This is a genomic window from Pseudomonas sp. NPDC089741 (assembly GCF_044748825.1).
Lineage (GTDB): Bacteria > Pseudomonadota > Gammaproteobacteria > Pseudomonadales > Pseudomonadaceae > Aquipseudomonas > Aquipseudomonas helmanticensis.
In genome coordinates this window covers 36,948-51,118 of record NZ_JBIVGT010000025.1, presented here as the reverse complement: position 1 = coordinate 51,118, position 14,171 = coordinate 36,948, and the positions used below count along the sequence as shown (strand labels likewise).

General features: G+C 58.9%; 15 protein-coding genes and 1 pseudogene. 14 read left to right on the top strand and 2 right to left on the bottom strand.

Features of this window, described 5'->3' with window-relative positions:
- Positions 1 to 5: 5 nt before the first annotated feature.
- The 3 genes from ACIPZE_RS20890 to ACIPZE_RS20880 are packed head-to-tail and all read left to right on the top strand — an operon-like array spanning position 6 to position 3,307.
- Positions 6 to 1,430, top strand: coding sequence for an L-lactate permease (locus ACIPZE_RS20890; RefSeq protein WP_283438023.1), 1,425 nt, complete (start codon positions 6 to 8; stop codon positions 1,428 to 1,430).
- A gap of 29 nt (positions 1,431 to 1,459) precedes the next feature.
- Positions 1,460 to 2,938, top strand: coding sequence for a PLP-dependent aminotransferase family protein (locus tag ACIPZE_RS20885; RefSeq protein WP_400775019.1), 1,479 nt, complete (start codon positions 1,460 to 1,462; stop codon positions 2,936 to 2,938).
- 42 nt (positions 2,939 to 2,980) lie between these two features.
- Positions 2,981 to 3,307, top strand: a complete 327-nt coding sequence (locus ACIPZE_RS20880; protein ID WP_400775017.1) for a hypothetical protein — start codon at positions 2,981 to 2,983, stop codon at positions 3,305 to 3,307.
- Between the two features lie 80 nt (positions 3,308 to 3,387).
- Here the strand turns inward: ACIPZE_RS20880 and ACIPZE_RS20875 are convergent, their stop codons facing one another.
- A complete protein-coding gene (locus ACIPZE_RS20875; RefSeq protein ID WP_400775016.1) occupies positions 3,388 to 3,837 on the bottom strand; it encodes a carboxypeptidase regulatory-like domain-containing protein in 450 nt (149 codons plus the stop codon).
- A 259-nt stretch (positions 3,838 to 4,096) separates the two neighbouring features.
- Here ACIPZE_RS20875 and ACIPZE_RS20870 point away from each other — a divergent pair.
- From ACIPZE_RS20870 to vapC, 6 genes and pseudogenes are all read left to right on the top strand, one after another.
- A pseudogene (locus ACIPZE_RS20870) lies at positions 4,097 to 5,144 on the top strand (YhcG family protein).
- 68 nt (positions 5,145 to 5,212) lie between these two features.
- A complete protein-coding gene (locus ACIPZE_RS20865; RefSeq protein WP_400775013.1) occupies positions 5,213 to 6,187 on the top strand; it encodes an alpha/beta fold hydrolase in 975 nt (324 codons plus the stop codon).
- Positions 6,188 to 6,216: 29 nt separating this feature from the next.
- Entirely contained in the window at positions 6,217 to 6,630 is a 414-nt protein-coding gene (locus ACIPZE_RS20860; protein WP_016986326.1) for a hypothetical protein, read from the top strand.
- A 6-nt stretch (positions 6,631 to 6,636) separates the two neighbouring features.
- Complete coding sequence (locus tag ACIPZE_RS20855; protein ID WP_129387726.1) at positions 6,637 to 7,089, top strand: hypothetical protein; 453 nt, start codon at positions 6,637 to 6,639, stop codon at positions 7,087 to 7,089.
- 164 nt (positions 7,090 to 7,253) lie between these two features.
- On the top strand, positions 7,254 to 7,484 hold the full coding sequence (vapB, locus tag ACIPZE_RS20850; RefSeq protein ID WP_129387723.1) for a type II toxin-antitoxin system VapB family antitoxin: 231 nt from the start codon (positions 7,254 to 7,256) through the stop codon (positions 7,482 to 7,484).
- Positions 7,484 to 7,891: a tRNA(fMet)-specific endonuclease VapC gene (gene vapC, locus ACIPZE_RS20845; RefSeq protein ID WP_400775008.1), complete on the top strand. Its 408-nt coding sequence runs from the start codon at positions 7,484 to 7,486 to the stop codon at positions 7,889 to 7,891. Before vapB ends, vapC begins: the two co-directional genes overlap by 1 nt.
- A gap of 70 nt (positions 7,892 to 7,961) precedes the next feature.
- On the opposite strand, the gene gabP is transcribed toward vapC, so the two are convergent.
- On the bottom strand, positions 7,962 to 9,353 hold the full coding sequence (gene gabP / locus ACIPZE_RS20840) for a GABA permease (RefSeq protein WP_283438030.1): 1,392 nt from the start codon (positions 9,351 to 9,353) through the stop codon (positions 7,962 to 7,964).
- Positions 9,354 to 9,905: 552 nt separating this feature from the next.
- Between gabP and ACIPZE_RS20835 the strand changes: the two genes are divergently transcribed.
- From ACIPZE_RS20835 to ACIPZE_RS20815, 5 genes are all read left to right on the top strand, one after another.
- Positions 9,906 to 10,679, top strand: coding sequence for an ABC transporter ATP-binding protein (locus tag ACIPZE_RS20835; protein ID WP_007909167.1), 774 nt, complete (start codon positions 9,906 to 9,908; stop codon positions 10,677 to 10,679).
- A gap of 13 nt (positions 10,680 to 10,692) precedes the next feature.
- The gene (locus tag ACIPZE_RS20830) at positions 10,693 to 11,442 is read left to right on the top strand and encodes an ABC transporter substrate-binding protein (RefSeq protein ID WP_034153033.1); all 750 of its coding nucleotides are present in this window, start codon (positions 10,693 to 10,695) and stop codon (positions 11,440 to 11,442) included.
- 78 nt (positions 11,443 to 11,520) lie between these two features.
- The gene (locus ACIPZE_RS20825; RefSeq protein ID WP_400775005.1) at positions 11,521 to 12,213 is read left to right on the top strand and encodes an ABC transporter permease; all 693 of its coding nucleotides are present in this window, start codon (positions 11,521 to 11,523) and stop codon (positions 12,211 to 12,213) included.
- Positions 12,213 to 12,902, top strand: a complete 690-nt coding sequence (locus tag ACIPZE_RS20820) for an ABC transporter permease (protein WP_283438031.1) — start codon at positions 12,213 to 12,215, stop codon at positions 12,900 to 12,902. Before ACIPZE_RS20825 ends, ACIPZE_RS20820 begins: the two co-directional genes overlap by 1 nt.
- Positions 12,883 to 14,118 carry a methyltransferase gene (locus ACIPZE_RS20815; protein WP_400775002.1) on the top strand — a complete coding sequence of 412 codons (1,236 nt, stop codon included), beginning with the start codon at positions 12,883 to 12,885 and terminating at the stop codon, positions 14,116 to 14,118. Before ACIPZE_RS20820 ends, ACIPZE_RS20815 begins: the two co-directional genes overlap by 20 nt.
- Positions 14,119 to 14,171: the final 53 nt, after the last annotated feature.

Below are 14,171 nucleotides of genomic sequence, written 5' to 3'. Positions count from 1 at the left end.
TGTGTATGACTTCGCTCTTGTTGCAAATGTCGCCGATCGGTCTGGTGATCGCGCTGATACTCATCGTCCGCCGGCCACCGGTACAAGCCGCGCTGGCGGGCGTGGCGCTGGTGTTCCTGTTATGGGCACTGGGCGCTGCCGGACCGGTGTCGGCAGCGATCACCACGGCTATTTTTCAGGACACCACGATCCTGTTTCTCAGCACCGCCTGCGTGATCGTGCCGGGGCTGGCGTTCGTCATATTGGTTGAACGCGGTGGCGCACCTCAGGCCATCGGCGCCTGGGTCAAGGAGCTCGGCTGGACACCGCCGGCACAAGTCATCTTCATCGTCCTCGGCCTCGCGCCGCTGCTTGAAGCGATGACCGGTTTTGGCGTCTCGCTGATTGCCACAGTGCCGCTGTTGATGGGCCTGTTCACCCGTCAGTCGGGGATGAAAATCGCCCTCGCCGGCATGGTCATCATGCCGTGGGGCACGTTGGGCCTGGCGACGGTGATCGGTGCGTTGCTGGCGCATTTGCCGGCGGAAACACTTGGCAGCCACTCGGCGCTGATCAGCGCCCCGGTGTTCCTCTGCCTGGCCGCCATCGCTTTGTGGCAAGCCGGGATCCGCACCGTGGCTCCGTGGCTCGGGCTGATGGTGGTCACCGCGCTGTTCATCGCCGTGCTGTTTTCGATCAACCTGTGGATCGGGCCGGAAGTGTCCGGTGTGCTGGCCGGCCTTGCCGTGGCCTGCGTCGGCCTCGGCATTTCCTTTTCGCAGCGCAAAAAACTGGTGCGCTGGCCGAGCGCGGCGTGGCCGTATCTGGCCTTGCTGGGCGTCATCGTCGCCTCGCGCGGGCTGTTTGTGCTGTCGGGCTGGGATGCGCTGTGGGTCATCAAGGGCGAGCATGTTTCGTGGAAGCCTCTGGCGTCCCCGGGCTTGGCGTTGCTGATCGTCACCTTGCTGATGGCCGTCAGACAAGCCACGCCCACAGGTTTCCCATGGCGCGCACTGTTCAACCGGGCGAAGTTTCCGGTCACGACGATTTTCCTGTTTCTGCTGCTGTCGCAGGTGATGGTCAACGCCGGATTTCTGGTCGAGGCGCAACGCACTCTGCAATCGTTGTCGGGGATTTCCCTGGCGCCGACGATCGCCTTGCTGGCGGGTATTGCCGGTTATGTCACCGGGTCCAATGTCGGCGGCAACACCCTCGTCATGCCGTCGATTGCGGCACTGACCAGCGAGCACGGGCCATGGCTGGCCGCGATGGTCAACAGTGCGGCCGGGCATGGTGCGCTGGGGTCTTTATCGATTCTGTCGCTGATCACCGGGTTGGCGGGCGCCAACCGGCAGGAAGAAAACGGCCTGATTCGATTCGCTTTCGGCCTGGTTGCCCTGAACATCGTCATTGTTGCTGCAACGGGGATGGTTTTACTCTATTTTCTCTGAATTGTTTCCAGGAATGACCAAGAGAACTTATGGACAGGTTTGATCTACCGGACAAGCGCTGGCGAATCGTCAAGGACTGGATTATTCGTCAGATCGAAAGTGGTGAATGGGCAGCTGAGTCCAAGCTGCCATCGATTCGGTCCCTGGCCCGAATGTTTGAAACCAGCATCACCACCGTCCAGCGTGCACTGGCTGACCTGGAAGCCGATGCCTATGTTTCCACCATCCCGCGCGTCGGCTATTTCGTGTCCACAGCCGGTAAAGCCAAACCGGCCAACGGTTTCGACTTTTCCAGTGTCACCGTCAACGTCAATCACGCCGTGGTCGCGATGCTCTCCCAAGCAGCGTCGCGCACCACTGCATCATTGAGTTCAGCGGTGCTGCACAGCGATCTGACGCCGCACGTGTTATTGAACAAATGCCTTTCGGTAATGGCCGGCAAGGCCGACAACTCGCTGACCGGCCTGGTGGCACCGCCCGGTCTTCCAGCACTACGTCGGCGCATTGCCGGGCTGATGCTGACGCGCGGGGTCGTCTGCGGCCCGGACGATATCCTCGTGACCTCGGGCGACACTGTCGCGCTTGAACTGGCACTCGAAGCCGTCGCGACCAAGGGCTCGACGGTGGCCATCGAGACGCCGACCTACTACGGCATCCTGCAGACCATCGAACGGCTGGGCATGCGCGCCTTGGCGATTCGCACCCACGGCGAACTGGGCATCGACGTCGATCACCTCGAAGAAGCCCTGAAGCAGAAAAAAGTCTCGGTGATTTTTCTCAATCCCACCCTGCAGAATCCACGTGGCTTCATCATGCCGGATGAGACCCGGGCCAGGCTTTCACAGATTGCTCGCGAAGCGGATGTGCCGATTATCGAGGACGATATTTTCTTCGATCTGGTACCTGAGGGAGAACGTCCGCGCGCGATCAAAAGCTACGACAGCAGCGGACAGACGATTTACTGCTCATCATTTTCGAAAACGGTCGCGCCGGGTTACCGCGTCGGCTGGTGCGTCGCCGGCAGATACCGCGAGGCGATTCTTGCGCAAATGTTCTCGCGCAATCTGGCCGTTTCCAGCCTCGCGCAAAATGTCCTCAACGAGTTCATCGGGCGCGGCTACATGGAGGAGCATTGCGCACGACTGAGGTCGCAATTGTCGTCGCTGGCGAACTTTGTCGAAACGCTGGTACGCACTGAGTTTCCCTTCGGAACGGTCTACGTGCCGCCGCGCGGAGGATTCATCCACTGGATCAAGCTCCCCGCGCATACGGACATGCCAGCACTCGAACGGCTGGCCAGTGAACGCGGTTGCCACGTGGCCGGCAGCGGGATCTTTTTCGCCGATGGGCAGCCCTCCACCGGTCTGCGCATTTGTCTGGGTACCACGCTGTCACCGGGGGTGATGCAAATTTTGCAAGTGATTGCCGAATGCGCGCACCTCGCCGCAGAACCCTCGAATGTGCGGCTGAAACTGGCGGACTCTCGCGAGGAGCCAGTGCTTCCCTAGCGGAAGTGGGTTAAACCTGTGATGAACCAGAAACGAACCCGCGTGCCCCTACCCCATCCGCCGCCGTATCGGCCAAGCCGCATGACTTACTGGCTGACCGTGCTCGTTGCCGTGCTGATCGCCTTCGCCATTGGCGCATCGATCTGGATGCTGGTCGACAGCTGGATCACCGGCTCGATCACTACCAATAATCGCGGCCCGCGCAGCACCTACACCCTGGCCCTGCAACCTCGCCAGTTCAGGGCGGAGTTCATCAAACAAAGCATCGGTACCGTGTTGATGCTGGTGATGGGGCTGTTCGGGCTTTGGATTTATCGCAAGGTGCAGGAGCCAGTGAACAGCCCCAAAGGCAAGCGCACAAAGCGCTAGGCAAGGGCGGAATTCAGAGGGTGTTGACGTAATCGACTGGCAGCAAGACCGTGTCCAGATCTGATGCGACTGCAATATCGCTATTGCTCGCCATCCCAATGAAACACCAGATTGCGCGCCGCGCCGCTGCCAACATCGGTCGTGTCGTGGCGGGTTACGCCATTGCGTGTAGCTTGCACGGTGTATTTTCCCGGCGGCAGTTGCACGTAAACCAACGGCCCGGCCTGCGTCAGATTGAGAACGGGCTGACCCTCGGCTTTTGCGATAACCACATCTACATCGGGAATGTATTTGTTCTCCACACCGATGGAAAACGTCATGTGCAAGTTGTAGCCGGTGGTTTGCTGGATGGCTCTGGACTCATCTTCGCCGATCCCGCCGGACAGATAACTGACACCGTTCTGTTGTTGCTGCTGAACTTGCACGCCCGCATTGTCGATCGGCTCAAGACTGGCTGCCTGCAACATCCCCGCACACATCAAGGCAATTACAGCGGCGACGGGCAGCATGAAGGTTGGAACGCGTTTCATGATCACGACTCCCGGGCTCTGGCAGAGCCCAACCGTTACTCCTTTTAGATTTTGCATATCGTGTCGGGTTTTAGATTGATTGGAAGTTGGCAGGAGTACGAAATGGACTACAGACCAATACCGTCAATTGCGTCTTTCATCGGCAACGTCCTGCAACACCCATCGCTGCTTCCTGCGAACTTTGCCGTCTGTCCCGACATACGCAAACGGCGACTCTTGGCATGCTTTTACGTCTGTTCCCAATGACGCGGAAGTCCCGATGAACCAGCTGAAACCTGCTGATACGCAAGACCCGAAAATTGATTCATTGCTGGGGGAGCTTGGCGAGTTGATTCGTCAGGCGCGGCAAAAAGTGCTGCGCGCGGTTGATACGATTCAAGTGCAGACCTGCTGGCAGATTGGCAGGCATATCGTCGAGTTTGAGCAGAAAGGTGCCCAGCGTGCGGGCTATGGGAAGCAGCTGATTGGCCTATTGGCGAAGGATCTGACCGGGCAGTTCGGATGATCGTAATCTGCGATACATGCGCAGCTTTTATCAGTTGTTTCCAATTTGGAACGCAGTGCGTTCCGAATTGAGCTGGACTCATTACCGTCGGCTGTTGGGAGTGAACAATGAAAAGGCGCGCCACTGGTACATGGACGAATGCGCCACACTGAACTGGTCAAGCCGCGCCCTCGATCGCCAGATTCTCACCCTCTACTACGAGCGACTCCTCATGAGTCGAGACAAAGCCGATGTGATCGAAGAAGCCACCACCAATATCGAAACGCTGAAATGCAGCCCGCGCGAGTTCATTCGCGACCCGGTCATGCTCGAGTTTCTCGGCCTGCCGTCAGCGGGCAAGGTCAGGGAAAGTGGTCTGGAACAAGCCCTGATCGATCACCTGCAGGGATTTTTGCTCGAACTGGGCAAAGGCTTTTCCTTCGTCGCGCGGCAACAACGCATCAGTACCGACGGCGTCGATCTGTACATCGATCTGGTGTTCTACAACTACCTGCTCAAATGCTTTGTGATCATTGACCTTAAACGCGGCAAGCTCAGCGCCCGCGATGTCGGGCAGATGGACATGTATGTGCGCATGTACGACGAACTCATGCGCAGCGAGGGCGACCAGCCGACCGTCGGAATCATTCTGTGCGCGGAGAGCAGCGAGTCGGTGGCGCGCTACTCGATGCTCAAGGGCAACGAGCAACTGTTCGCCAGCAGCTACAAGACGATCTTGCCGAGTGAGGAAGAATTACGAGCTGAACTCAATCGCGAACAGGCCTTGATCGAGGAACGCCTGCTGACTGAATCCACTGAATAAAATCTGTGGTTTGTTGCGGCGCGGCACTGCGGCTATCGTTGGCAGCTTAACGGCCAAGGTCGAGTGCGATGAGCTATCAGGACACGCCCACAATGCAGGATATGCCGTCAACGTCAGCGACTCTGAAGGCCATGTCAGGTGAACCCTTCAAGGAAGCCGCCGCCGACGGTTTGGTCCTGGCTGGTTTCATCTGGCGCCATGCGTTGCCCGATCCCCAGCGTGCGGTGGTCATCATCAACGCTGCGACATCTGTGCGCTGCCGCCACTACGGGCGATTCGCGGCTTATCTGTTCGCCAATGGCTTCGATGTCATCACCTATGACTATCGCGGCATTGGCGAATCGCGATCCGCCTCGATCAAAGGGCTGGACGCGTCATGGACAGATTGGGGCGCCCTGGATTTCGAAGCGATGCTCAAGCGGGCGCAACGGCAGTTTCCCGGGCAGCCGATTGATGTGGTCGGTCACAGCTTTGGCGGTTGTGCGGCGGGGTTGGCAGAGTCCGGGCGAGTTATCCGACGATTAGTCACCGTCGGTGCGCAGTTCGCTTACTGGCGCGATTACGCCCCCGAACAGCGCTGGCGGATGTTCGGCAAATGGCATTTGCTGATGCCGTTGCTGACGCTGCTCTGCGGCTATTTTCCCGGCAAGCGTCTCGGCTGGCTGGAAGACACGCCAACCGGCGTCGTGCGTGACTGGAGCACGCCTGCCGCGCGTTACGAACAGCGCCCCAGCGGTCGCGCATTGCTGAAAAAAACCGGCGCCCTGCCCTTCGCCAACGTCGGTGCACAAACCCTCGCCATCAGCATCAGCGATGATCCCTACGGCACGATTGCCGCCATCGAACGCCTGCTCGGCTACTTCAGCAATGCGCAAAAAACCCACCTGCGCATCGCCCCACAGGACATTGGCGAACAACAAGTCGGACATTTCGCCTTTTTTCGCAGCGCATACCAAGCCACACTATGGCCCATCGCTCTGACCTGGCTGCAAACCGGCGCACTGGCCCCCGACACACCCGGGCGGCAAGTCCCGCGCAGCTAAGCCCCAATCAACGCACGACGGAACACATCATGGCCTCCGCCAACAAGCAGCAAAAACGCGCCACCCGGGCCAAAGCCAAGGCCAAGCAGAACCGCACCAAACGCGCCGAAGCGCCGGTCGAGCTGGACCCGAACGACGATCGTATCGACTTCGAGTCGGTGGACCTCACCGAACTGTTCAAGAAAATGATCGACGCCGAAAAGATCAGCCAGCAAGCCCTGTGCAGCGCCTTCCTCGAAGACCCGCTGCTGGAACTGGTCTATGAGCAGGAAGGCGAAGAAGGCGCAATGGATTTCATCCTCGCCGCCCTGATCGAGTATCGCCAGTGGTCGCAGGAAACCGACGAGGCCGGCGCGCTGGCGTGGATCGAATCACCGGCCTTCCAGGCCGACTATGTGGCGGCGTCCGACGCGATCGCCGCACAAACCCAACAGAAGAACTGAGTTCCCATGGCATCCCTGAACAAGCAACAGAAACGCGCCAAACGCGCCAAGGCCAAAGCCAAGCAAATCCGTATGGTCGGCCGCAAGCCGCTGGAGCAGGACGAAGACCTCGACCACCTCGCCGAGCCGATCCCGGAATACACCCTGGCGATGTTCAGCAAAATGCGCGACGCCGAAGCCATCAGCCGCAACGAAATGCTGCTGACGCTGCTGCGCGAACTGGCGTTCGTCATCGTTGATCATCCAGAACTGCTGGACATGGAAAACGCCGATGACGAAGGCATGGCCGCCACCCACCTGGCCGCCGACATGTTGATCGACTACCGCATGTGGGCTGAAGGCGTAACGATCGAAGAAGCCCAGGCCTGGCTGAGCGAGCCACAGTTCATCACCGATTTCGGGGTTGCGCTGGATGCTTATGGCAAGTCGGTGGAAGCGCAGGAAGACAAGAGCGAATAAACCCCGCTCACAAACAAAAACGGCCGCTCGTCATCACTGACAGCGGCCGTTTTTGTTTGGATGGCTTGGTCACCCTTTGTCCGATGACAATGTATATCCCATTGACATATCCCAAGCGCAGCCTATCCTGAGCTCATCGCAGGAGCAGACCTTGGAGGTCAAATATGGAACAGACCACAATTTTCATGAGCAATAGAAGTCAGGCAGTTCGACTGCCAAAGGCAGTTGCGATGCCCGGCGACGTTAAACGAGTGGAAGTCATCGCGATTGGCAGAACACGCGTCATTACGCCTGCTGGAGAAAGCTGGGATAGCTGGTTTGATGGCGACAGCGTCACACCTGATTTCATGGCTGACCGTGAGCAACCTGCTGATCAGGAGCGCGAGTCGTTCTGATGATCAAATACATGCTGGATACCAACATCTGCATCTTCACCATCAAAAACAAACCACAAATTGTCCGGGAGGCCTTCAATCAACATTCCGGGCAGTTGTGCATCAGCGTTATCACGCTTATGGAGCTTATTTACGGCGCTGAAAAGTCGGCGTCCCCTGAAAAGAATCTAGCGATTGTCGAAGGATTCGTTGCGCGATTGGAGGTCTTGCCTTTCGACAATGACGCCGCAGCACAGACCGGGATGATCCGGTCTGAACTGGCGAAAGCTGGAACACCGATTGGGCCGTACGACCAAATGATCGCAGGCCACGCGCGGTCGCTTGGACTTATCGTAGTCACGAACAATGTGCGGGAATTTGAACGTGTTTCCGGATTGCGTATTGAGGATTGGGTTCATCCCGTTTGAGCAGCGCTCACAAACAAAAACGGCCGCTCGTCATCACTGACAGCGGCCGTTTTGCATTACGTGTTACGGATCAGTTCAACACCACCGCGCCACGTTTTTCCAACTTGCGACGGCGTGCCACCAGCAAACCGGCAGCCACCACCATCAGGCTCAGCAGGCCAGTCGCGAGAATCTCCACGCGATGCGCTTCCTGGAACAGCATGATGGTCAGGGCCGCGACGATGAAGATGATCACCGCGTAGGTCAGGCCCGGGAACAGCCACATGCTGAATTCGATTTTCTCGCCGCGCGCCACGCGTTGTTTGCGCATGCGCAATTGCGAGAAGGCGATTACCAGGTAAACCAGCAGGGCAATGGCGCCGGAGCTGGCCAGCAGGAATTCGAACACCGCAGCCGGGGCCACGTAGTTGGCGAAAGTGCAGAGGAACGCTGCGCCGGTCGACAGCATCACCGCCCAGTAAGGCGTGCCGCTTTTATTGGTGCGGGTCGACATGGCCGGGGCATCGCCACGTTTGCCGAGGGAGAAGAGCATGCGCGACGAGGTGTACAGCGCCGAATTCAGGCAGCTGGTTACCGCGACCAGCACCACGATGTCGACGATCATTTTCGCGTTAGGAATGCCCATGCGCTCAAGCACGGTCTGGTAGGAACCGAGGTTAGCCAGCGTAGGATCGTTCCAAGGCACCAGGGCCACAACGATGAAGATCGACACGAGGTAGAACAAGCCGATCCGCCAGATCACCGAGTTGGTGGCTTTGGAGATTTGCTTGCCCGGGTTTTTCGATTCCGCGGCCGCGATGGTCACGATTTCGGTACCCATGAAGGAGAACATGGTCGTCAGGATTGCACCCAGTACCGCGCCCATACCGTTTGGCAGGAAGCCGCCGCTGTCGAACAGGTGCGACACACCGCTGACCTGGCTGTTCGGCAAGTAGCCGAAGATCGCTGCAAGACCGAGGGCGATGAAGCCGATGATCGCCAGCACTTTGATCAGGGCAAACCAGAATTCGAACTCGCCGTAATTCTTCACGCTGAACAGGTTGGTGACGGTCAGCAACAGGGTGATGATCAGCGCGAAAGCCCAGATGCCTACGCCCGGGAACCATGCATGGAGGATGGTCGCGGCGGCGTTGGCTTCCAGTGGAATCACCAATACCCAGAACCACCAGTACAACCAGCCGATGGTGAAACCGGCCCAATGCCCGATGGCACGGTCGGCGTAAGTCGAAAACGAACCGGTATCCGGCGAGGCAACAGCCATTTCGCCGAGCATGCGCATCACCAAGACCACCAGGGTACCGGCGGCGGCATAAGCCAGCAGCACGGCAGGACCGGCCGCAGCGATGGCGTGGCCGGAGCCAACGAACAGACCGGCGCCGATCACACCGGCGATCGACAACATGGTCACATGACGCGGTTTGAGCCCTTGTTCAAGGCCATTGGAGCTTGGGGTACTGCTCATCGAAACTACCTTTGCGAGGAAAGCGATTGCGTCCGGCCCGTCTGGCATTTCTTTCTCGTAAAAAGAATCCAACGGGGCGTTCCTTATTCTGCACGCAATAAATGCGCCAAAATGTTTCAAAGTCTTCTGCATCGCGGCTTTGCGCGCGACCGGACGGTCATCGCAAGTCTTTGAGATCAATGGCAATTCGCCAGAGCGTTACCCTGCGACTCACTTTCAAGACGAATCAGCGCACCAGAAACACACTGAAAAAGTGTGGGATGCACAATAAAAGGGCGAATCGTGTACGTTCGGCCTGATAGCGCTTCCAACACCCCGCCAAAGCTGGCAACATCGCGCCTTTTTTTACGCGACACCCCGGGTTTGCACGATCAAACACCCGTTCGGTTGTTGATGGGGCGACAGTCTGCTGTGCCGATGCGACAACCTGCCACACGCCACCCGTTTACCGCTCGCAGCGCTGTTGGCTGCCATTGAAACGCTATGCTAGCTTGGCCGCCTCGCCAGGAAGGCCATCCAACAGCTGGAGCGCAACATATCTGAGGAACGCACATGGCTGAGGCCACGCCCGCGCTTGAAATCCGCAACCTGCACAAACGCTACGGACAGCTTGAGGTGCTCAAAGGCATCTCGCTGACCGCCCGCGACGGCGATGTGATCTCGATCCTCGGTTCCTCCGGTTCCGGCAAGTCCACGTTCCTGCGTTGCATCAACCTGCTGGAAAACCCGCACCAGGGCCAGATCCTCGTGGCCGGTGAAGAACTCAAGCTCAAGGCCGCGAAGAATGGCGAACTGGTTGCCGCCGACGGCAAACAGATCAACCGCCTGCGCTCCGAGATTGGTTTTGTGTTTCAAAACTTTAATCTGTGGCCGCACATGAGCATCCTCGACAACATCATCGAGGCGCCGCGTCGCGTGCTCGGCCAGAGCAAGGCCGAAGCCATCGAAGTCGCCGAAGCGCTGCTGGCCAAGGTCGGCATCGCCGACAAGCGCCACGCCTATCCGGCGCAATTGTCGGGTGGTCAGCAACAACGCGCGGCGATTGCCCGCACGCTGGCGATGCAGCCGAAGGTGATTCTGTTCGACGAGCCCACCTCCGCGCTTGACCCGGAAATGGTTCAGGAAGTACTTAGTGTCATCCGCGCATTGGCCGAAGAAGGCCGCACCATGCTGCTCGTGACCCACGAAATGGGTTTCGCCCGTCAGGTCTCCAGCGAAGTGGTGTTCCTTCACCAAGGCCTGATAGAAGAGCAAGGATCGCCTCAGCAGGTGTTCGAAAACCCGCTTTCGGCGCGCTGCAAACAATTCATGTCCAGCAACCGCTAACGGAGCAACATGCATGCAGAATTTCAAGAAGGTCTTCCTGGCCGCCGCCGTCACCCTCGCGTTCAGCGCCGGTGCCATGGCTGAAACCCTGAAGATGGGCATCGAAGCGGCTTACCCGCCGTTCAACAATAAAGACGCCAGCGGCAACGTGGTCGGCTTCGACAAAGACATCGGCGACGCCCTCTGCGCGAAGATGAAAGTCGAGTGCACCGTGGTCACTTCCGACTGGGACGGCATCATTCCGGCCCTGAACGCGAAGAAGTTCGACTTCCTGATCTCCTCGCTGTCGATCACCGAAGAGCGCAAGGGCGCGGTCGACTTCACCGACCCGTACTACTCGAACAAACTGCAGTTCATCGCACCGAAAAACGTCGACTTCAAAACCGACAAGGACTCGCTCAAGGGCAAGACCATCGGTACCCAGCGTGCGACCCTGGCCGGTACCTGGCTGGAAGACACCTACGCCGATGACATCAAAGTCAGCCTCTACGACACCCAGGAAAACGCCTACCTCGACCTGACTTCCGGTCGTGTCGACGCGATCCTCGCGGACAAGTACGCCAACTATGACTGGCTGAAAAGCGACGCCGGCAAGAACTACGAGTTCAAGGGTGATCCGGTCGTAGAAAGCGACAAGATCGGCATCGCTGTGCGTAAAGGCGATCCACTGCGTGAGAAGTTGAACGCCGCTCTGAAGGAAATCGTCGCCGACGGTACCTACAAGAAGATCAACGACAAGTACTTCCCGTTCAGCATCTACTGATCCTGACCTGTGGAACTGGCGCCGTGATGCAACGGCGCCGGCTCCCGACTTTGCCTGCCGCAATTTGAACAGAAACCCATGATTATCGACCTCTACGGATTCGGCCCGGCCCTCGCTGCCGGCGCGCTGATGACCGTCCAACTGGCCCTCACGGCCCTGTGCCTGGGACTGGTGCTCGGTCTGCTCGGCGCCTTGGCCAAGACTTCCCCGTACAAGCCGTTGCAATGGCTTGGCGGCACGTATTCGACCCTGGTGCGTGGCGTTCCGGAATTGCTCTGGGTGCTGTTGATCTACTTCGGTACGGTCAACCTGATGCGCGCCCTCGGTGAGTACTTCGGCAACCCCGACCTGCAACTCAATGCCTTCGCTGCCGGTGTGATCGCCTTGGGCCTGTGCTTCGGCGCCTACGCCACGGAAGTGTTTCGTGGCGCGATTCTCGCCATCCCCAAAGGCCACCGTGAGGCCGGCCAAGCGCTGGGCCTGTCGAAATGGCGGATCTTCACCCGGCTGATCATGCCGCAGATGTGGCGTATCGCCCTGCCCGGCCTGGGCAATCTGTTCATGATCCTGATGAAAGACACCGCGCTGGTGTCGGTAATCGGTCTTGAAGAAATCATGCGTCACGCGCAAATCGGCGTAACCGTGTCGAAACAACCGTTCACCTTTTATATGGTCGCCGCGATCATGTACCTGGGCCTGACCGTGCTGGCGATGTCTGGCATGCACTTTCTGGAAAAACGCGCCGCCCGCGGCTTTGCGAGGAGCGCTTAATGAACTGGGAAGTGATCATCAAGTGGCTGCCGAAACTGGCGCAGGGCGCGACCCTGACCCTGGAACTGGTCGCCATCGCGGTGATTGCCGGTCTGCTGCTGGCAATTCCGCTGGGCATCGCCCGTTCCTCGAAGCTGTGGTACGTGCGCTCGTTGCCCTACGCCTACATTTTCTTTTTCCGTGGCACGCCGTTGCTGGTTCAACTGTTCCTGGTTTATTACGGCCTGGCGCAGTTCGACGCGGTACGTGAAAGCGCGTTGTGGCCATACCTGCGCGATCCGTTCTGGTGCGCGACTGTGACCATGACCCTGCACACGGCGGCGTACATCGCCGAGATTCTGCGCGGGGCGATTCAGGCGATTCCTCCGGGCGAGATCGAAGCGGCGCGGGCCTTGGGCATGTCCAGGCCCAAGGCGATGTTCTACATCATCCTGCCGCGTGCCGCGCGCATCGGCCTGCCGGCCTACAGCAACGAAGTGATCCTGATGCTCAAGGCCAGCGCCTTGGCCAGCACCGTCACCTTGCTGGAACTGACCGGCATGGCGCGCACGATCATTGCCCGCACCTATCTGCCGGTGGAGATTTTCTTCGCGGCAGGCATGTTCTATCTGTTGATGGCATACGTGCTGGTGCGCGGCTTCAAGCTGCTGGAGCGCTGGCTGCGCGTCGATGCCTGCCAAGGGCGTTGATTCTTCCCACGTGCTGACGGGCGAGGACTTACTCGCCCGCTTCACCGCGCTGGATGTTTTTCTCACAACGCATCAGGCGCTGTGGAAACCTCGACCATTCACTCATCTTTCGCTTGCCTGGGAAGCTTCCTACCCGGAACTGGCCTTGTGGTTACGCGGGAGGTCGCTGGAAGACGCGGAAAACGCTCACAACCAACCGGCTGATCTTGTTGATGCGCCGGAGCCGTTTGCTTCGTTGGCGGCGTTGTCGGCTGAGCTGAGTGCGGTCGGTGAGTTGCCGGGCCATGCGCTGGAATCTGCGGGGCATCGCTTGAATGTCGATGTGCCGGGGCGCAAGTGGCAACAGATCGAAGCATTCGCCAGTCGTCTGTCCTTTGCTGCGCAGCCAACGCATTGGCTGGACTGGTGCTCCGGCAAAGGACACCTGGGACGGCGGTTACTGGCCGCCGGGCAACAGCTGACTTGCGTTGAGTACGATCCGGCATTGGTCGCCAGCGGCCAGGCATTGAGTCAGCGTCATCATTTACACGCCCTGCATGTAGAACAGGACGTGTTGGCGGCTGACGCCTCAACCGTATTGAGCGCTGCTCACACGCCCGTCGCCCTCCACGCTTGCGGTGACCTGCATGTACGCTTGATGCAACTGGCCAGTGCTGTCGGTTGCCAACACATGGCGATCGCTCCTTGCTGCTACAACCGCACCACCAGCCACGAATATCAGCCATTGTCCTCGGCCGGATCGGGAACCCTCCTACGTCTATCGCTGGAAGATCTGGCGCTGCCGATGAGCGAAACCGTCACCGCTGGTGCACGCGTCCGACGTCAACGTGACATCTCGATGGCTCGTCGCCTGGCCTTCGACTTGCTGCAACGACAGGTACGCGGTGTCGACGAGTACTTGCCGACGCCATCGTTGCCCAACGCCTGGCTGGAGAAACCCTTTGACGATTACTGCCGCGATCTGGCCGCGCTCAAAGAGTTATCCACAGTCGGCTCGCAAAAGTGGGATGAAATAGAGACCACCGGTTGGCAGCGTTTGGCCGAAGTTCGCAACCTTGAATTGCTCCGCGGACTTTTCCGACGACCATTGGAGCTTTGGCTGAATCTGGATCGGGCACTTTTCCTTGCCGAACAGGGATACCTCGTCCGGCTCGGCACCTTTTGCGCAGCGCCGCTGACCCCACGCAATTTGCTCCTGCTGGCCGAGCGTCAATAATTCGCGACCACCTGTGGATAACTCTGTTGATGGTTTTTCCATGGATCCAATAT

Excerpts from the sequence above, each read along its gene's own strand:
- ACIPZE_RS20890 (WP_283438023.1), top strand. The coding sequence starts at position 6 with ATGACTTCGCTCTTGTTGCAAATGTCGCCGATCGGTCTGGTGATCGCG.
- vapB (WP_129387723.1), top strand. The coding sequence starts at position 7,254 with ATGGAACAGACCACAATTTTCATGAGCAATAGAAGTCAGGCAGTTCGA.
- ACIPZE_RS20875 (WP_400775016.1), bottom strand. The coding sequence starts at position 3,837 with ATGAAACGCGTTCCAACCTTCATGCTGCCCGTCGCCGCTGTAATTGCC.
- ACIPZE_RS20820 (WP_283438031.1), top strand. The coding sequence starts at position 12,213 with ATGAACTGGGAAGTGATCATCAAGTGGCTGCCGAAACTGGCGCAGGGC.
- ACIPZE_RS20885 (WP_400775019.1), top strand. The coding sequence starts at position 1,460 with ATGGACAGGTTTGATCTACCGGACAAGCGCTGGCGAATCGTCAAGGAC.
- ACIPZE_RS20835 (WP_007909167.1), top strand. The coding sequence starts at position 9,906 with ATGGCTGAGGCCACGCCCGCGCTTGAAATCCGCAACCTGCACAAACGC.
- ACIPZE_RS20860 (WP_016986326.1), top strand. The coding sequence starts at position 6,217 with ATGGCCTCCGCCAACAAGCAGCAAAAACGCGCCACCCGGGCCAAAGCC.
- ACIPZE_RS20865 (WP_400775013.1), top strand. The coding sequence starts at position 5,213 with ATGAGCTATCAGGACACGCCCACAATGCAGGATATGCCGTCAACGTCA.
- ACIPZE_RS20855 (WP_129387726.1), top strand. The coding sequence starts at position 6,637 with ATGGCATCCCTGAACAAGCAACAGAAACGCGCCAAACGCGCCAAGGCC.
- ACIPZE_RS20825 (WP_400775005.1), top strand. The coding sequence starts at position 11,521 with ATGATTATCGACCTCTACGGATTCGGCCCGGCCCTCGCTGCCGGCGCG.
- vapC (WP_400775008.1), top strand. The coding sequence starts at position 7,484 with ATGATCAAATACATGCTGGATACCAACATCTGCATCTTCACCATCAAA.
- ACIPZE_RS20830 (WP_034153033.1), top strand. The coding sequence starts at position 10,693 with ATGCAGAATTTCAAGAAGGTCTTCCTGGCCGCCGCCGTCACCCTCGCG.
- ACIPZE_RS20815 (WP_400775002.1), top strand. The coding sequence starts at position 12,883 with ATGCCTGCCAAGGGCGTTGATTCTTCCCACGTGCTGACGGGCGAGGAC.
- gabP (WP_283438030.1), bottom strand. The coding sequence starts at position 9,353 with ATGAGCAGTACCCCAAGCTCCAATGGCCTTGAACAAGGGCTCAAACCG.